The organism is Elioraea tepidiphila DSM 17972 (assembly GCF_000378465.1).
GTDB classification, from domain to species: domain Bacteria; phylum Pseudomonadota; class Alphaproteobacteria; order Acetobacterales; family Acetobacteraceae; genus Elioraea; species Elioraea tepidiphila.
Window position 1 is genome coordinate 68660 of sequence record NZ_KB899921.1, and the last position, 16905, is coordinate 85564.

The window sequence follows — 16905 nt, forward strand, 5'->3', positions numbered from 1 at the left end:
TCAGGCGGGCACGCGCTCCAGCAGCAGGGCGAAGGCCGGGGCGCCGCGCGGTTCGACACGCTCGCTCCGGATCACGCGCATCGCGTCGTTGAAGAAGGCGACGAAACGATCCGCGTGCGCGCCGGTGCCGATCGGGTACTGGCGCATCTTCCAGCGATTGGCAGGGCCTCCCTGGTAGTAGACATCGCCGGCGTTGTAGGCGCAGGCGACCACGGGCGGGTCGAGCCGCGTGCGCGGCGCCTGACGACGGATGTAGCCCACCCCGGCGCGGATCGCGTTCTCGGGCACGCGCAGCCAGGCATCGCCGATCGTCGGATCGCGCATCACCTCGCGCGCGGTCGAGATCAGCGTCTGGGTGAGCCCGACCGAGACGCGGTGCGGCGTCGCCTCGTCGGACACGAAGCCGGGCTCCTCCCGCCGCGCGCCGATCGCCTCCTCGACCGTGCGCCGCCCGCCGGCGGATTCGGTGGCGATGGTCGCGAGCACGAGTTCCACCGGCACGTCCTCCTCGGCCGCGACGCGCAGGATCGCCGGCCCGACCGTGCCATGGTCGAGCAGCGCGCGAATGGTGCGCGGCTCGCCCGGCGTGCCGCGCGGGGCCGCGCCGTCGATCGCGACGCCGTCGGGTGTGAGCGCCCAGGCGACGCTGTCGGCGAACACGCGATGCGGCCGGGTGATCTGCGGCAGGGCATCGCGCAGCACCGAAGCAGTGGAAGCGGCATGCGCGGTCAGCGCGGCGATGTGCTTCACCTCGTCGTCGTCGGTCTCGGAGGGCGCGAACAGCGCTCCCCAGGTCATCGGTCCGACGACACCGTCCACCGCGAGACCGTAGCGGTCGCGGTGGCGACGCTGGAACGCGATCACGGCGCGTTCGGTCGCGGGGCCGAACAGGCCGTCCGCGGTGCCGAGCAGGCGCGCGAATTCCGGATCGCGTTCGATCAGGCGCGCCTGCACCGCGCGCACGTCGCTGCCGCGCATATAGGGCAGGGTCAGGCGCAGCACGCGCTCGTAGCGTGGCGTGCCGACGAAACGGTTCAGGCGCATGCGAATCTCCGACGGTCGACGGCAACCGCGCGCGCGAGCGCGGCGAGGGCGGGGGCAAGCCCGGCATCCGGCGCGGGCGCGCGCGCCAGCAGCAGATGCGCCTCGCCGAGCGGCGGGCAGCGCGCGAGCGCGGTCTCCGGGCCGAGTGCCGCGCGCGCATAGGCCGCCGAGGCGCCGTAGTAGAAGCCGAGCGCGGAGCCCGGCACGGCCGCGCGGGTGCGCGCCGCCTCCTCGGCGAGCGCGCCGTTCAGCGGGATCGCCTCGGCGGCGCTGCGCGCCTGGTCGCGCCGCTCGCGCAGCGCCAGCAGGTACCCCGCGGCGAGACGCGAACGATCGGCGGCCGGAATCGGCTGCGGACCGGCGATCAGGGCGACGCGATAATTCGCGATCGCGCAGTCGAAATGCGCGGGCGCGTCCGTCGCGCGGCCCGAGCCCGGGGCGAGCGCGGCCGTGCCGAGACGCAGGCAGGCATTCGCCTTGATCTCGCGCGCCTGCAGGCAGGCGGCATCGTCAGGGCCGGTGCACTCGACCGCGGTCGCGGCGATCGCGGCGAGATCGCCGGCCGCGTTCAGGTCCTTCAGCCGGTCGAGGTCGCGCGCGGTGCCGCAGGCGGCCAGCAGCAGGGCGAGGGCGAGGGCGGGGCGCATCAGGTCGTTTCCTTGGCGGCGCGGGCGAGCGAATCGGCGATGTCCACGCCCGGTTCGCGCGCGAGCTGCGCGCCGGCCATGGCGAGCTGGTCGAGGGCGGCCGCCCCGCCCGGGTCCTCGCGCGCGGCATCGACCGCTGCGCGCAGTGCCGCCTGCGGCACGGCGATCGGCCCGGTCGGCAGAGGCACGGTGACAGGGGCGCTGTCGGTCTGGTCGAGGATGCGCTCCAGCACCGCGCGGCGGAACTGGTGGATGCCTTCCTCGAGCTCGATCGTGGTCGCGAAGCCTGACCCATCGCCGATCGGCACGGGGCGAAGCGCGCCGCTGCCCTCGGGGATGAGCGATGCCGCCTCGGGGCTGAGCGCGGCGGCGAGCAGGGCGCGCGCGGCGGCAAGGTCGCGCGGCTCGGTGATCGTCGGGCCATAGACGCGGCGGAAGATCGGCGCGACCTCCAGTGCGGCGAGCGCCATGGCCGCGTCCGAGAGTCCTTCCGGATAGAGATCGAGCCCGTAGGGCCGGTCGAGCACGCGCGCGACCCAGCGGCGATAATGCTCCGTGCCGATGCGGAACGCACCCACCGCGCCCATGAGCACGGCGCCCGCCAGCCCGATCGGACCGCCGAGCGTCGCGACCAGGCCGGTCGCACCCTTGAGTGCGCCCGAGAGTCCGCCCGCGGCGGTGGAGATCAGCTTCGCCAGCGGATCATTGCCGCTGATCTCGGCGACCAGCGACGAGGCGCGGCTCGCCGCCTCGGCGACCGCCGCCGTATCCACTGTGCCCGAAGCGGTGCTCCTGACCACGGCGAGCGCGCTGTCGGCGAGCGTGGTGACGCGCGCTGCCGTACGCGCGAGGGGAAGGTCGGGGGCCACCGAGGCGACCACCTCGGCGATGGTGCGCGCGTTCGCGGCGATCCGCTCGGCATTGGCGAGCGCGGCGCGGGCCTGCGAGGCCGTCTCGACCGTGCGCGCGGCCTCGGCGCGGATCTCGCCCTCCCGCGCGAGCGCCGCGTCGGCGCGCTGGCGGGCGGACGCGGCCTCGGCGGTCTTCTCGGCGGCGGTGCGGGTCGCCTCGCGCGCGGCCTCGCGGTCGCCGGAGGTCGATCGGGTGCCGAAATAGAAGCCGAGCACGGTGCCGAGCAGCCCGGCGAGCTCGCCGGTCGTGCCGAGGCCGAGCTGGCGCTGGAACACGATCGCCGCCACGCCGAGGATGATGATGAACAGGCCGATGCAGGCGCGCACCGTCCCCTCCGGCACGCCGAGCGGCATGCCCTGGACCAGCGCGAAGGCCTTGAGCCGCGCCTCCTGGATGTCGGCGGCGCTGGCGCCCGGCAGGGGCTCGCCGCACCATTCGGCCGAGCGGCGGATCGAGCGGTGCAGCAGGATGATCAGCGTGGCGAGCAGGGCGAGCACGAGCCCGATCCCGCCGCCGACGATCCAGGCGGTCTCGGGCGCCGCGGCAGCGGTGCCGCCGACGATCACCTGCTGGGCAAGGGCGGGGGAGGACAGGAGGAGCAGGAGGGTCGGGGCGAGCAGGCGGTCGGGCATGACGGCTCCGTTCCGGGCGGGGCGGGGAGGGCCGCGTCGGACTTCAGTCCTTATAGGATAAAATACCTAATCAGTCCATGACGATCGCCGCCCCGGGTTGGCAGAGGCCGCGCGCGCGGCGATGCTGCCCACCTCGCAGGGAGGACCCGCCTTGGATCACGCAGTCCCGGCCGACACCGCCTCGGCCGCCTGGAAGGACGAGGTGTTCGCCGCGCTCGAAGGCGCCGGCGTCAGCCAGGTGCACTACGTGCCGGATGCCGGCCACGCGACCCTGATCGCGCGCGCCCATGCGCACCCCAAGATGCGCGCGGTGCCGTTGACCACCGAGGAGGAGGGGGTGGCGGGCTGCGTCGGCGCTTGGCTGGGCGGCGCACGCGCGGTGCTGCTGATGCAGTCCTCCGGCGTCGGCAACTGCATCAACATGCTGAGCCTGATCCGCAACTGCGGCGCGCCGTTCCTGACGCTCGTGACGATGCGCGGCGAGTGGGCCGAGTTCAATCCGTGGCAGGTGCCAATGAGCCGGGCCACCGAGACCGTGCTGGAGGCGATGGGGGTGGCGGTGCAGCGGGTGGATCGGGCCGAGGACGCGGCCGAGACCGTCGATGCCGCGGCTTCCCTCGCCTATGGCGCGTCGCAGGCGGTGGCGGTGCTGCTCTCGCAGCGGCTGATCGGGCGGAAGGTGTGGAAGTGAGCGCGATGCTGGAACGGCGCGAGGCCGTGCGTTCGCTGCTGGCCGATCGGCCGGCCGGGCTGCTGGTGGTGGCCGGGCTCGGCACGCCGGCCTACGACCTTTTCGCCGCGGGCGACCACGACGCCAATTTCTATCTCTGGGGCGCGATGGGCGGGGCGGCGATGATCGGCCTCGGGCTTGCGCTGGCGCAGCCGGACCGGCCGGTCCTGGTGCTCACCGGGGACGGCGAGGCGCTGATGGGGCTCGGCGCACTCGCCACCATCGGCGCGCAGAAGCCGGCAAACCTGATGATCGTGGTGCTCGACAACGGGCATTTCGGCGAGACCGGGATGCAGAAGAGCCACACCAGCCTCGGCACCGACCTGCCGCGCGTCGCCGAGGCGTGCGGCTTCGCGTGGGCCGAGACCGTGCGCGACATGGGCGCGATCGCGGCGCTGCGCGGGCGGCTTGCGAAGCCCGCGGGGCCGGGGCTGGTGCGCGCGATCATCGGCGCCGAGCCCACGCCCAAGGCGCTGCCGGCGCGCGATGGCGCCTATCTCGCGACCCGGTTCCGCGCAGCGCTTGGCCTCGGGCCGGGTTGACCGGGCCGGTCGGCGACCCGACCATCCACGCGCCACGACACCACGGGAGAAGCCGATGCCGCAGGATCCGTTCTTCAACCAGACGCTGTTCGACAAGGGGCTCGAGGTCCGCAAGGCGGTGCTCGGCAAGGACTACGTCGAGTCCTCGATCGCCAAGGCCGACGACTTCATGACCGCGTTCCAGGAGTTCACCACCCAGTATTGCTGGGGAATCATCTGGAACCGCCCGGGGCTGGATCGGCGCACGCGCAGCTTCCTCAACATGGCGATGCTGATCGCGCTCAACCGCCCGAACGAGCTGCGCCTGCATATCGGCGGCGCGCTCGAGAACGGCATCACCAAGGACGAGATCAAGGAGGTCTGCCTCCAGGCGTTCGTGTATTGCGGCGTGCCAGCGAGCCTGGATGCGTTCAAGGTCGCGCAGGAGGTGTTCAAGGCGCGCGGAATCTGACGAGAACGGCGCGCATGTCAGTTCCGGGGGGCGGCGCGGCCGCTCGCCCGGAACGCGCGCCAGAGGTCGCTCGCCATCACCGCCTCGGCGGCGACGCGATGGCCCTCGCCGCTCCAATGCGCGTCCGTTTCGAACTCGAAGCGGTGGCCGGTACGCCGGTGCTCCGCGGCGAAGACCGGTTCGAGGTCGAGCACGCCGAACCCCGACGCAGCGGCCTTGGCCATCAGGCTGCGCCGCATCAGGGCGAAATACGCCCCCTCGCTCGCCGCGACGCCGTCGGGCGTGTAGAGCTCCGGCCTGCGGCCGTCGAGCGCGAGCAGCACGCGGTTTGGCGCGAGCCCGGTCATCTCCGGCAGCAGGGCGAGGAAGCGGTCGATCGCGGCCTCGGACAGGCGGATGCGTTCGGGCTCGGCCGTCGCGCGGACATTGCCGACATAGCCGTTCGCCCGTGCCACGCCGAGCAGCATGTCGCGCAGCCGTGCCGCCGCCAGGTTGCCCTGGAGGTTGAAGATCACGTAGCGGGCGAGCGCAGATTGCTGGACGAGTCTGCGCAGCATGCTCGGCGTGAAGTCGAAGCGGGTGAGTTCGAGCGATCCGTCCGCGCGCGGCACGAACAGGTGAAAGCCCGGCCCGTGCTTGTAGGTGCTCAGGCTCTCATCGAAGTCGTTGCCGACCACGACGATCACGAGATGCGTCGCGCCATAGTCGCGGACGGCCGCGGCGGCGAAGACGAGATACTGCGACAGCGGCGCGCCGGATGCGGCGAATGCGTAGACGCGCGCGTCCGGTGCCGCCGCTTGGCCGAGCCGCGCCTGAAGGGTCTCGCCCCACGGCACCATCAACGCCTCGACATAGGAGTCGCCGATCACGGCCAGCAGGGGTCGCGGGTCGTCGCGCGCGTAGTCGATGTCGCTGACATACCCGGCGTTGTTGGTGCGCCCGCGATTGACGATCGCGAAATCGGGCCCGACCGACCAGACGAAGTCGCGATTGGCGGCGAAGCGGAACACCGGTGTCTCGGCGTTCACCGGCTGGCTGCGCAGCCCCGTGGCGACCGGCAGGAAGCGCAGCACGACCTCCGCCACCGCGCCGAACACCACGAGCGGCAGCATCATGGCGATGGTGGTGAGCAGAAGCCGCCGAAGCCGGCCTGGTGGCGATGGGGTCATGGCCGACTCCTCGACAAGCGCAGTCGTGCTGTCAACGCGGGCCGGCGTTGTGCCGCCGCCGGGGCTCCTCTACCGTCCGCCGCGGCGCGACGGGAGCCGTCGCGCAGGATCATCCCCGGGAGAGGACTCGACGCATGGCCGGCATGATCTCGCCGCCCGCCGCCATCGCCTTCATCGGCCTTGGCAAGATGGGCGTGCCGATGGCCGCGCGGCTGATCGGTGCCGGCTTCACGCTGCGGGGCTGGGACCTCGCCCCGCCGGCGCGCGTCGCCGCCTCGGCGGCGGGGATTCCGCTCGGCGCCTCGGCCGCCGAAGCGTGCCGCGATGCCGCCGCCGTCATCACCATGCTGCCGGACGGCAAGGCGGTGCGGGCCGCGCTGGAGGATCCGGCGGTCGTCGCCGCCCTGACGGCGGAGACCCTGGTGATCGACATGTCCTCATCCGACCCGCTCGGCACGCGCGCCCTGCACGCGGCGCTGGCCGCGCGCGGCATCGCGCTGATCGACGCGCCGGTCTCGGGCGGCGTGTCGCGCGCGATCGACGGCACGCTCGCCATCATGGCGGGCGGCGAGGGCGCGGCGATCGACCGCGCCGAGGCCCTGTTCGCGGCCATGGGCAAGCACATCTTCCGCTGCGGCCCGCCCGGGGCGGGCCACGCGATGAAGGCGCTCAACAACTATGTCTCGGCGGCAGGCCTGGTCGCGGCGATCGAGGCGGTGGCCGTGGGCGCGCGGTTCGGGCTCGATGCCGCAACGATGGTCGATGTGCTGAACGCTTCGACCGGGCGCAACAACGCGACCGAGGTGAAGCTGAAGCAGCACATCCTCTCGGGCGGATTCGGCTCGGGCTTCTCGATCGGGCTGATGGCCAAGGACCTCGCCACTGCCGGCGCGCTCGCCGAGGCGATCGGCGTGGAGGCACCCCTCGCGGCGGAGATGGCGCGGCGCTGGCGCGCCGCCGCCGCCGACCTCGGCGCGGCGGCCGACCACACCGCGATCGCCCGGTTGATCCTGCCGCAGGCCTGACGGCGGGGCCGCGACCTGCGCCGGCCTGGGGTGCATCCGCGACAGCATCTGTCGTAACCTCGCTGCGCTCCGGGCGTCGGGCGGGAGCGGAGACGACGGATCGATCGCAGCGATGGACGCGCCGGAGCCGGCACCGATCGCTTCCCCGAGGCCGCGCGCGCCGCGCCGGGCCGGCCTGCTCGCGGCGCTCGTGCTCGTTCAGGTGGCGCTCGGCGCCTTCATCGGCTTCGCCCTCATCGACCAGCGTGATCGCGCGCGCGCCGAGGCGTTCGGGCTGGCCGAGCAGGCTGCACGCGCCTGGGCGCGGCAGGTCGGCGAGAACCTGCGCATCGCCGCGCTCACGCTCGATACGCTCGATGCGGGGGATCCGTGGGGCCAGAACCGCCCCGGCATCCGCCGCGTGATGGTCGATTTCGCCGAGACCATTCCCTGGCTGAACACCGTGTTCATCGCCGATGCCGAGGGCCGGGTGGTGGTCACCTCGCAGCTGCGCGTGCCGGCGCGCTCGGTACGCGACGAGCCGTTCTTCCGCCACCACCTCACGGCCCCGGGCGGACCCTACCTCGCCGGACCGATCGCCGACCCGGACGATGGGCGGCGCGTGCTCGTGCTGAGCCGAAGGCTGGGGCCGAGCTGGCGTGTGCTGGACGGTGTCGCGGTCGCGACCCTGGACGATGCGTTCTTCCGCGACCTGTTCCGGTCGGTGGCGCTGCCCTGGCGGCCCTTGGTGCGGCTGGTGCGTGCCGACGGCTCGGTGCTGATCAGCCAGCCCGAGCTGGACATCGGCGGCGGGCAGGTGTCGCGCGCGGTGCTCGACGGGCGGCTGGGTGTCGCCGGCCGGATCAACGCCGTGCCGCACAGCGACGGTGTGACACGCGATCTCGTGGCGATCCCCACCGGTTTTCTAGGCACCGCCGTCACGGTCGGCATCGACCCGCGCGCCATCGATGCGGCGTTCTGGGAGGCCTCGCGCGCCGAGATCGCGGCCGCCACAGGGCTGTTCCTGACACTCGGTCTGGTTTCGGTGCTGATGGCGCGCGCGCTCGCCGGCGCCGATGAGGCCCGCGCCATCATCGCGCGTCAGGCCCAGGACCTCGCCGCCAAGGTGGCCGAGCTGGACACCGCGCGCACCGAGGCCGAGCGCGCCAACCGCGCGAAGAGCGACTTCCTCGCCAGCATCAGCCACGAGCTGCGCACGCCGCTGAACGGTGTGCTGGGGATGAACCGGTTGCTGCTGGAGAGCGGCCTCACCGCCCAGCAGCGCGAGCAGGCCGAGACGGTGCGCGACTGCGCGCGCGATCTGACCGCGATGATCGAGGCGCTGCTCGATGCCGCCGAGCTCGAGACCGGCACGCTGACTCTGAAGGAGGCCGTGTTCGAGCCGGCCGCGCTCGGCGAGATGGTGGTCGGGGCCTTCGCCGAGGAGGCCAGGGCGAAGAGGATCGAGCTTGCACTGGTGCTCGGCGAAGGGACCACCGAGCCGCGGCGCGGCGACCCCGGCCGCGTGCACCAGGTGCTCGCCAATCTGGTCGCCAACGCGGTGCGCTATACCGCTTCCGGATCGGTCGTCGTGCGGATCGACGGGGTTGAGGACCTGCGCATGGTGGTCGCCGATACCGGCCCCGGCATTCCCCCGGCGCGTCAGGCGAGCGTGTTCGAGCGCTTCGCCGAGGCCGACCCGGCGCGGCCGCGCAGCCGGCCCGGCGCGGGTCTTGGACTCGCGATCGCGCGCGACCTCGTCGGGCTGATGCGGGGCACGCTCACGCTCGCGAGCCTGCCCGGCAGCGGCACGACCGTGACGGTCTCGCTGCCGCTGCCGCGCCAGGCTGCGGCACCTCGGCCGCCGCCGTTTCCCGCCCGGGTGCTGATCGCGGAGCCGCGCCCGGCGAGCCGCGAGGCGCTCGCCGCGTCCTGTGCCCGTCATGGGATCGCCGCCGATGCCGCCGCCGCTGCCGAGGAGGCGTTGCAGCTCGCCGGGCTCGCGGCCTCGTCGCGCCGCCCTTACGACGCGGCGATTCTCGCGGCCTCGGGTGACGCGGCGGCAGACGCGGCCCTCGCCCAGGGGCTGCGCCGGCTGGGCGTCGGCGGCGTCGTGCTGGCCGGCGCGTCGGACCGGGCGGACGGCGCCGATGCCACGCTTGCGCTGCCCGCGAGCCGCGCGGCGATCCGGGCTGCGCTCGAGGTGTGCATCGGCGGCAAGGCCCGGTCTGCGCCGGCGCTGCCGCGCCAGGGACGCGTGCTGGTGGCAGAGGACAACAGTGTCAGCCGGACCCTGTTGCAGCGGCTGCTGGAACGTGCCGGCTGGCGCGTCACGACCGCGGAGGACGGCGCGCGCGCCGTGCACGCGGCCGAGCATGACGGGCCGTTCGACGTCGTGCTGATGGACGTGCAGATGCCGGTGATGGATGGCATCGCGGCCACCCGGGCGATCCGCACCCTTGGCGGTGCGGCCGGGCTGGTGCCGATCGTCGCGGTGACCGCCTTTGCCCTGCCCTCCGACCGCGACCGCTGCCTGAGTGCGGGGATGGATGGATTCCTGACCAAGCCGGTCGATCCGGACGCGCTGTTCGCGGTGCTGGAGCGGCTGACCGGCATTTCGGCGACCACCGCCGCGTCGCGATGATCAGGCGCGCCGGGGCAGCGCGCGTCCGGTCTGCGGATCGAACAGATGCAGCTTCGCCGCGTCGAACGCCACCGCAGCCGGCGCGTTCAGCTCGGCGCGGATCTCGCTCTTCACCTCGGCGGTGATGCGGAGCTTGGGCGCGATCTCGACCTCGATCAGCCGCTCCGAGCCGATCAGTTCGGTCATCCAGACCGTGCCCGGGATCGCGCGCGGATCGCCGGCCGCGGCGATGCGCACATCCTGTGGCCGGATGCCGAGCACGAGGCGGTTCGGCGCGGCGGTGAGGTCGAACTGCGCGGGGGCCGGGATCGTGCGGCCGGCGAGCCGCAGCACCGGTGCATCCGCCTCGGTCGCGAGTTCCACTTCCGCGAAGTTCATCGGCGGGCTGCCGATGAAGCCCGCGACGAACAGGTTGGCGGGGCGGTCATAGACCTCCTCCGGGGTCGCGTATTGCTGCACGATCCCCTGATCCATCACCGCGACGAGGTCCGACATCGTCATCGCCTCGAGCTGGTCATGGGTAACGTAGATCGAGGTCGTCTCCAGATCGAGATGGAAGCGCTTCAGCTCGCCCCGCATGGTCGCGCGCAGCTTGGCGTCGAGATTCGAGAGCGGCTCGTCCATCAGGAAGATGTCGGGCTTGCGCGCCATGGCCCGCCCGAGGGCGACGCGCTGGCGCTGCCCGCCCGAGAGTGCGCGGGGCTTGCGCGCGAGCAGGTGCGCGATCTCCAGCACGCGCGCGACCACGCCGACCTTCTCGGTCCGCTCCGGTCGGGGAATGCCGCGCACCTTCAGCCCGTAGCCGATGTTCGCCGCGACATCCATGGTCGGGTAGAGCGCGTAGGACTGGAACACCATGGCGATGTTGCGGTCACCCGGCGTGAGGTGGTCGACGCGCCTTTCACCGAAGAAGATCTGGCCTTCCGAGGCGCGTTCGAGCCCGGCGATCAGCCGGAGCAGCGTGGTCTTGCCGCAGCCCGAGGGGCCGAGCAGCGTGACGAACTTGCGTTCGGGGAAGGTGAGGTCGAGCGACTTCAGCACCAGGTTCGTGCCGAAGGATTTCGAGAGGCGTTCGAGCCGGACATCCATCGCCTTCAGCCCTTCACCGCGCCGGCGCCGAATCCCGCCACCAGATGCCGCTGCAAGGCCATGAACAGCAGCGCCATCGGCACCGTCATCAGCACCGAGGAGGCCATCATCAGGCCCCAGTCCACATGCGTGCCGTCGAAGAAGTGCATCACGCCCACGGTCAGCGGCAGGTTCTCCATCGAGTTCATGAACACGCGCCCGAACAGGTAGTCGTTCCACGAGACGATCAGGGTGAAGATCGCCGCGGCGACGATCCCCGGCCACGCGGTCGGCAGCACGATCTCCCAGAACACGCGCAGCCGCGAGGCGCCATCCACCAGCGCCGCCTCCTCGATCTCGATCGGCACACCGCGGAAGAACGCCCACATCAGCCACATGCAGAACGGGAGCGTGATGCAGACATAGCCCAGGATGAGCGAGAGCAGCGTGTCGGTCAGGCGGAGCTCGACCATGACCAGGAACATCGGGAAGACGAAGATGATCGAGGGCACCATGTAGCCGATCAGCGCGAGGTAGGGCACCGAACGCTGGCCCGGGAAGCGGAAGCGGGTGAGCGAATAGGCCGCGAGCGTGGACACCACGGTGCTGATGATCGTGGTGCCGATGGTGACGATCACCGAGTTGATGAACCAGTCGAGGAAGAAGGCCGAGGGCGGCACGGCCGTGCCCGAGGCGGCGCCCGCCTGGAAATAGGCATCCTTGCCTTCCAGGAGCGCGCGGTAGTTCGCGAGCGTCCAGGTCTCGGGCCAGAGCGTGGGCGGCCAGAGGAAGATCTCGTCCTTGGGCTTCATCGACGTGAAGAACGCCCAGATCAGCGGGAAGCAGACCAGGAACGTCACCGCGGCGAGCAGCGCGTAGAGGGCGATGCGGCCCGCCACCTCCTTCGCCGTCATACCGGCTTCTCCTCGCGTCCGAAGCCCGAGACGCGCACATAGACGATCGTGCCGACCAGCAGCAGCACGATCATGATCACGCCCGTCGCCGCCGCCACGCCGAGGCGCAGATTGGCCATCCCCTCCTCGAACGCGTAGACGGCGAGATTGAAGGTCGAGGTGCCGGGCCCGCCACGGGTGAGCAGATAGATCTCCTCGAACTTGTTGAAGGTCCAGATCGTGCGGAACACGATCACCACCACCAGCACCTCCTTCAGCATCGGCAACGTGATGTCGAGGAAGCGCCGCATCGCCCCCGCACCGTCCACCTTCGCGGCGTCGTAGAGTTCGGTCGGGATTGTCTGGAGCCGGGCGAGCACGCAGATGATCACGAAGGGCGTGTATTTCCACACGTTCAGCAGGATCGCGGAGGCCATCGCCATGTCGGGGGTGGCCAGCCAGGCGATGTTCTCCGAGATCAGACCGAGCCGCAGCAGCGCGTGATTAACGATCCCGATCTCGGAGTTGAAGATCCAGCGCCAGTTCAGCGCAATCACCACGGTCGGCACGATGTAGGGGAACAGCAGCAGGCCGCGGAACACCGCAATGCCCGGCAGCGCGGTGTGCAGGAGCATCGCCAGCCCCACGCCGAGCACGGTCTGGAACAGGATCGACCAGCCGGTCCAGACCAGCGCCTGGTGGAAGCTCTCCCAGAACAGCGGGTCGTCGAGGATGCGTTCGAAATTGTCGAGACCGACCCAGAACAGATCATCCGGGCGCAGCGGGTTGTACTGGTAGAAGGCGAGCCGGATCGCCTCCGCCACCGGCCAGACGATGAACGCCGCGGCGGTGACCAGGAAGGGCAGCATGAACAGGATGCCGACCTGACGGTCGGACAGGCGGTACCGCATCACGCGAGACACCGGCGGGGGCGGAACAGGTCCGCCCCCGCGCCTCCCTCAGCCGGCGAGCAGGCGCTGGTTGTCACGCCGGATCGATTCGAATTGGCGATGGCCCCACTCGACCGCGGCCTTGGGCGCCTCGTTGTTCAGGATCATCCGCTGCACCGCCTGCGCCCAGACGGAGCGGCCATGCGCGAAGCCGGCCAGCGGATTGACGCCCTTCTTCAGCTCCAGCCCCGTGTTGCAGGCATGCGGGACGGACTGCTCGAAGATCACCCCAAGGCTGCGCTTCTTGGTCTGATAGAACGGATGCGCGAGCATCGCCGGCGCGCTCGCGACGTCCTTGAACACCGGGCCCACGTTGGGCATCAGGCTCTGGCTGTAGCGCACCATCCAGTCGACGCTGTTCGAGACGTAGGCGACGGCCTCCTTGGTCTCGCGGATGAAGGGGTTGTCGCGCGCGGGGATGATCCAGCCATTGATGTCGGTCCAGGACCACCGCCCGCCGGTGCGCGGATGGGCGGGGTTCAGGTAGTACTCCATGTTCTGGAAGATGGCCGGCGCCTCCTCCGCCGCGCGGCCCATGGTGCGGCCCCAATAGGCCGACATGCCGGTGCGCCCGGTGACGTGCTGGTCGACGACCTGAAGGAAGCTGAATTCCACGGCCGCGCGCGGCATGTAGGCGTTGATGCGCCTGATGAACTCGAACGCCTCGACGGTCGCGGGGCTGTCGAACACGGTGCGGAACCCGGCTGTCGGATCCCAGGTCATGCCGCCCGCCTGCCAGATCAGCTGGGTGATGTGGTAGTCGGCGCAGAGATTGCGCCCGAGCGCCATCGTGTAGCCCGCCATGCCGGGCTTCTTCTCCGAGATCGCCTTCGCCGCGTCGGCGAAGCGGTCCCAGGTCCATTCGGCTGGATTGCCGAGCCCGAGCTCGTTGATGATGTCCTGCTGCACGATCAGCAGACAGGGCTGATGGTGCACCGGCACGGCGTAGTTCGTGCCCTTCCAGCCTCCGAACTGCTCGAGCGTGAAGCCGTCCACCAGGCGTTCCTTGGCGCGGATCGCGGTGTTCACGTCATCGACCGGCTCCAGCAGGCCTTCGGCCGCGAGCTGATAGGCGATCGGGCTTTCCACGCTGATCAGCGCGGGCGGGCGGCGCGCGGCGAGATCGGTGGTGAGCTTCACGGTGACGCCATCCCAGGGGATCTGCTCCACCTCGAAGCGGACATTGGCGTTGTTGCGCTGCGCCCATTCGTTCATGCCCTGCACGAACACGCCGCCATAGGGGCCGGGCTCGCCCCAGACGCGGGCGACGCGGGGTGCGCTTTGCGCGATCGCGGGGGCGGCGAGCCCGGCGGCAAGGGCGGCGCCGCCCGCACCTTGCAGCAGGCGGCGGCGGGTCGCGGACAGGCGTGACGTTGTGGTCATGGTTTCCTCCTCGGTCGCGGGCTCCGGCCCGTCGTTGCGTTATACGTTCTTCGGCGCGTAGCGGGCGAAGCGCACATCGGCCGTCTTCTCGTGCGCCAGCATACCCTCCTCGTGGCAGATGCGGCCCATGATCGGCGCGATCCGGCGCGAGGCATCGTCGGAGAGGCGCTGCCACGTCACGGTCTTGATGAACTTGCCGACCCAGAGCCCGCCCGTGTAGCGCGCGGCGCGCCCGGTCGGCAGGGTGTGGTTGGTGCCGACCCCCTTGTCGCCATAGGCGACGGTCGATTGCTCGCCGACGAACAGGCTGCCGTAGTTGGTCAGCTTCGCCAGGTACCAGTCGTCGCGCGCGGTCTGCACTTCGAGGTGCTCGGGGGCGTACTCGTCGCTGACCGCGACCGCCTCCTCGTCGCTGTCGACGACGATGATCTCGCCGAGCGCCTCCCACGCCTTGCCGGCGATCGCTGCGGTCGGCAGCGTCTTCAGTTGCAGCGCGATCTCAGCCAGCACCTGCTCTCCGAAACGGCGCGACGTGGTGACCAGCTAGGCCGGGCTGTCGGGCCCGTGCTCGGCCTGTCCCAGCAGGTCGGTCGCGACCAGTGCGGGATCGGCGGTCTCGTCGGCGATCACCAGGATCTCGGTGGGGCCGGCGAGCAGGTCGATGCCGACCGTGCCGAAGAGCTGCCGCTTCGCCTCGGCGACGAACGCGTTGCCGGGGCCGGTGATGAGATCCCGCGGGGTCATGCCGACGCAGCCATAGGCCATCGCGGCGAGCGCCTGCACGCCGCCGATGCAGTAGATTTCGTCCGCGCCGGACTTGTGCAGCGCGTAGAGCGTCTGCGGATAGATGCCGTCCGCGTCGCGCGGCGGGGCGGCGCCGATGATGTGGCCCACGCCGGCGACGCGCGCGGTCGCCACCGACATGATCGCGGCCGAGATCAGCGGATACTTGCCGCCGGGGATGTAGCAGCCGACCTTCGCCACCGGGATCAGCTTCTGGCCGAGCGTGATGCCCGGTTCGATCTCGGTCTCGAATTCCTGGATGGACTCGCGTTGGGCCTGCGCGAATCCCGTGACCTTCGCGTGCGCGTAGGCGAAATCCTCCTTGAAGGTCTCGGGCAGCGCGCGCTCGACCGCGCGGATCGTGTCGTCGGCGACGCGGAACGTGGCGCTCTGCCACTTGTCGAACTGGCGGGCGTAGCGGCGCACGGCGTCGTCGCGGTTGGCGGCAATGTCGTCGAGAATCTCGCGCACCCGATCCTCGAGCGCGCGCCGATCGGCCGGTGTGCGCGGCTCGGCCCGCTTCAGGTAGCTGCGCGCCACGACGTTCTCCCCCTTCGCTTCGGCGTGAAGCCTAGGGACGGCGCCGCGCTCCCGTCAACCGACCGGATCGAACCCGTTGGCGAACACGCCGCGTCCCTGAGTCAGCGCATAGGGGCCGCGTGGCAGGAACCTCCCCGACCTCTCCCCGACCTCTCCTCGGCCTGCACGCGCCCGTCCTGCATCACCACCTCGCCGCGGCGGATCGTCGCGACCGGCCAGCCGGTGACCTCAAGCCCCTCGTAGGGCGTGTAGTCGATCGCGTGCTGCATCAGCGCGTTGGTGATCGTCACGCGTTTGGTCGGGTCCCAGAGCGCGAGATCGGCATCGGCGCCGACCGCGATCGAGCCCTTGCGCGGGGCGAGCCCGAACAGGCGCGCCGGGTTGGTCGCGGTCAGGGCGACGAACTTGGAGGGCGTGATGCGCCCCTTCGACACCCCTTCGCTGAACACGATCGGCAGCCGCGCGGCGAGGCCGGGGATACCGTTCGGGATGTCGCGGAAGGTTGCATCGCGCCCGTTCTGGCCCTTGCCGGCGCTCCCTTCGTAGGAGTAACCGCAGTGATCGGAGCTGATCACGTCCAGCACGCCGCGCTTGACCATCGCCCAGACACGCTCGTGCTCCGGCGCGTCGCGCGGCGAGGGGCTGCACATGAACTTCGCCCCCTCGAAGCCGGGCCGGTCCATGTGCTGGGCGGTGAGCGTGAGATACTGCGTGCAGGTCTCGCCCCACACCTTCACGCCACGCGCCTGCGCCCGCGCGATCTCCTCCGCCGCCTCGGCACAGGAGACGTGGAACACCTGGATCGGCTGGTCCAGCAGCTCGGCAAGCGCAATCGCCCGATGCGTCGCCTCGCGTTCCACCACCGGCGGGCGCGACCAGGCGTGGTACTTGGGCGCGGTCATGCCCCGCGCGAGCAGCGCCTCGGTCATGAACCGGATCGCCTGGTAGTTCTCGCAATGCACGGTCACGAAGGCGCCGAGCTTCCGTGCGGCCGCGAGCACGCGCAGATACTGGGCGTCGTCCACGTGCAGCGGATCGTAGGTGAGGAACACCTTGAAGCTGCGGATGCCTGCCGCCACGATCGCCGGCAGTTCGTGCTCGATCACCTGATCGGTCGGGTCGGTGATGATCTGATGGAAGCTGTAGTCCATCAGCGCGGCGCGGGCACGGCGGCGGTAGGCGTCCAGCGTCGGCCCGATCGGATGGCCCTTGAACTGGCTCGCGAAGCAGATCGCGGTGGTGGTGCCGCCGGCGAAGGCGCTGCGCGAGGCGGTGACGAAACTGTCCTCGTGCACCGTGCCGTTCGCTTCGAGCTGCTCGATGTGGCAATGCGTGTCCACGCCGCCCGGCATCACCAGCAGCCCGCCGGCGTCGATGGTGCGTGCCGCACCGTCCAGCGATTCGGCGAGGGCGACGATCCGCCCGTCCTTCACGCCGACATCGGCGCGCACCTGCTCCGCGGCGGTCACCACCGTGCCGCCGCGCACCACCAGATCGAACGTCATCGCATCTT

Annotated in this window: 14 protein-coding genes and 1 pseudogene; 5 read left to right on the forward strand and 10 right to left on the reverse strand. The window is 71.1% G+C overall.

Translation table 11 applies throughout. From position 1 onward, the window contains the following. From F563_RS24805 to F563_RS0110930, 3 genes are read right to left on the reverse strand one after another with little or no spacing between them, the layout of a single operon-like run. A complete protein-coding gene (locus F563_RS24805) occupies positions 1 to 1044 on the reverse strand; it encodes a peptidoglycan-binding protein (protein ID WP_019014714.1) in 1044 nt (347 codons plus the stop codon). Next, positions 1035 to 1691 carry a hypothetical protein gene (locus tag F563_RS0110925; protein ID WP_019014715.1) on the reverse strand — a complete coding sequence of 219 codons (657 nt, stop codon included), beginning with the start codon at positions 1689 to 1691 and terminating at the stop codon, positions 1035 to 1037. Before F563_RS0110925 ends, F563_RS24805 begins: the two co-directional genes overlap by 10 nt. Continuing rightward, the gene (locus F563_RS0110930) at positions 1691 to 3235 is read right to left on the reverse strand and encodes a hypothetical protein (RefSeq protein ID WP_026299502.1); all 1545 of its coding nucleotides are present in this window, start codon (positions 3233 to 3235) and stop codon (positions 1691 to 1693) included. Before F563_RS0110930 ends, F563_RS0110925 begins: the two co-directional genes overlap by 1 nt. Before the next feature lie 151 nt (positions 3236 to 3386). Here F563_RS0110930 and F563_RS0110935 point away from each other — a divergent pair, with 151 nt between their 5' ends. The 3 genes from F563_RS0110935 to F563_RS0110945 are packed head-to-tail and all read left to right on the forward strand — an operon-like array spanning position 3387 to position 4958. Then, the gene (locus tag F563_RS0110935; RefSeq protein WP_019014716.1) at positions 3387 to 3926 is read left to right on the forward strand and encodes a thiamine pyrophosphate-binding protein; all 540 of its coding nucleotides are present in this window, start codon (positions 3387 to 3389) and stop codon (positions 3924 to 3926) included. Positions 3927 to 3931: 5 nt separating this feature from the next. Beyond that, a complete protein-coding gene (locus F563_RS0110940) occupies positions 3932 to 4507 on the forward strand; it encodes a thiamine pyrophosphate-dependent enzyme (RefSeq protein ID WP_035575104.1) in 576 nt (191 codons plus the stop codon). 55 nt (positions 4508 to 4562) lie between these two features. Further along, positions 4563 to 4958, forward strand: a complete 396-nt coding sequence (locus F563_RS0110945) for a carboxymuconolactone decarboxylase family protein (protein ID WP_019014718.1) — start codon at positions 4563 to 4565, stop codon at positions 4956 to 4958. Positions 4959 to 4975: 17 nt separating this feature from the next. On the opposite strand, the gene F563_RS0110950 is transcribed toward F563_RS0110945, so the two are convergent. Next, on the reverse strand, positions 4976 to 6127 hold the full coding sequence (locus F563_RS0110950; RefSeq protein ID WP_019014719.1) for an alginate O-acetyltransferase AlgX-related protein: 1152 nt from the start codon (positions 6125 to 6127) through the stop codon (positions 4976 to 4978). A 134-nt stretch (positions 6128 to 6261) separates the two neighbouring features. Between F563_RS0110950 and F563_RS0110955 the strand changes: the two genes are divergently transcribed. Next, on the forward strand, positions 6262 to 7152 hold the full coding sequence (locus tag F563_RS0110955; protein WP_019014720.1) for an NAD(P)-dependent oxidoreductase: 891 nt from the start codon (positions 6262 to 6264) through the stop codon (positions 7150 to 7152). Between the two features lie 112 nt (positions 7153 to 7264). After that, the gene (locus tag F563_RS0110960) at positions 7265 to 9775 is read left to right on the forward strand and encodes a response regulator (protein ID WP_019014721.1); all 2511 of its coding nucleotides are present in this window, start codon (positions 7265 to 7267) and stop codon (positions 9773 to 9775) included. Here the strand turns inward: F563_RS0110960 and F563_RS0110965 are convergent, their stop codons facing one another. From F563_RS0110965 to hydA, 6 genes and pseudogenes are all read right to left on the reverse strand, one after another. Further along, entirely contained in the window at positions 9776 to 10864 is a 1089-nt protein-coding gene (locus tag F563_RS0110965) for an ABC transporter ATP-binding protein (protein WP_019014722.1), read from the reverse strand. It abuts the gene before it with no gap. Positions 10865 to 10869: 5 nt separating this feature from the next. After that, complete coding sequence (locus F563_RS0110970) at positions 10870 to 11757, reverse strand: carbohydrate ABC transporter permease (protein WP_019014723.1); 888 nt, start codon at positions 11755 to 11757, stop codon at positions 10870 to 10872. Beyond that, positions 11754 to 12647, reverse strand: coding sequence for a carbohydrate ABC transporter permease (locus tag F563_RS22305; RefSeq protein WP_019014724.1), 894 nt, complete (start codon positions 12645 to 12647; stop codon positions 11754 to 11756). The genes F563_RS0110970 and F563_RS22305 overlap by 4 nt, the downstream gene beginning before the upstream one ends. Positions 12648 to 12695: 48 nt before the next feature. Next, entirely contained in the window at positions 12696 to 14069 is a 1374-nt protein-coding gene (locus F563_RS0110980; RefSeq protein ID WP_019014725.1) for an ABC transporter substrate-binding protein, read from the reverse strand. A gap of 39 nt (positions 14070 to 14108) precedes the next feature. Next, positions 14109 to 15392 (reverse strand): annotated as a pseudogene (gene hisD / locus F563_RS22310) (histidinol dehydrogenase). A gap of 101 nt (positions 15393 to 15493) precedes the next feature. Further along, the gene (gene hydA, locus F563_RS0110990; RefSeq protein ID WP_019014728.1) at positions 15494 to 16897 is read right to left on the reverse strand and encodes a dihydropyrimidinase; all 1404 of its coding nucleotides are present in this window, start codon (positions 16895 to 16897) and stop codon (positions 15494 to 15496) included. Positions 16898 to 16905 lie beyond the last annotated feature (8 nt).

Coding starts and splice junctions, on each gene's coding strand:
- F563_RS0110930 (WP_026299502.1), bottom strand. CDS start 3,235: ATGCCCGACCGCCTGCTCGCCCCGACCCTCCTGCTCCTCCTGTCCTCC.
- F563_RS0110950 (WP_019014719.1), bottom strand. CDS start 6,127: ATGACCCCATCGCCACCAGGCCGGCTTCGGCGGCTTCTGCTCACCACC.
- hydA (WP_019014728.1), bottom strand. CDS start 16,897: ATGACGTTCGATCTGGTGGTGCGCGGCGGCACGGTGGTGACCGCCGCG.
- F563_RS0110945 (WP_019014718.1), top strand. CDS start 4,563: ATGCCGCAGGATCCGTTCTTCAACCAGACGCTGTTCGACAAGGGGCTC.
- F563_RS0110970 (WP_019014723.1), bottom strand. CDS start 11,757: ATGACGGCGAAGGAGGTGGCGGGCCGCATCGCCCTCTACGCGCTGCTC.
- F563_RS24805 (WP_019014714.1), bottom strand. CDS start 1,044: ATGCGCCTGAACCGTTTCGTCGGCACGCCACGCTACGAGCGCGTGCTG.
- F563_RS22305 (WP_019014724.1), bottom strand. CDS start 12,647: ATGCGGTACCGCCTGTCCGACCGTCAGGTCGGCATCCTGTTCATGCTG.
- F563_RS0110955 (WP_019014720.1), top strand. CDS start 6,262: ATGGCCGGCATGATCTCGCCGCCCGCCGCCATCGCCTTCATCGGCCTT.
- F563_RS0110925 (WP_019014715.1), bottom strand. CDS start 1,691: ATGCGCCCCGCCCTCGCCCTCGCCCTGCTGCTGGCCGCCTGCGGCACC.
- F563_RS0110940 (WP_035575104.1), top strand. CDS start 3,932: ATGCTGGAACGGCGCGAGGCCGTGCGTTCGCTGCTGGCCGATCGGCCG.
- F563_RS0110980 (WP_019014725.1), bottom strand. CDS start 14,069: ATGACCACAACGTCACGCCTGTCCGCGACCCGCCGCCGCCTGCTGCAA.
- F563_RS0110965 (WP_019014722.1), bottom strand. CDS start 10,864: ATGGATGTCCGGCTCGAACGCCTCTCGAAATCCTTCGGCACGAACCTG.
- F563_RS0110960 (WP_019014721.1), top strand. CDS start 7,265: ATGGACGCGCCGGAGCCGGCACCGATCGCTTCCCCGAGGCCGCGCGCG.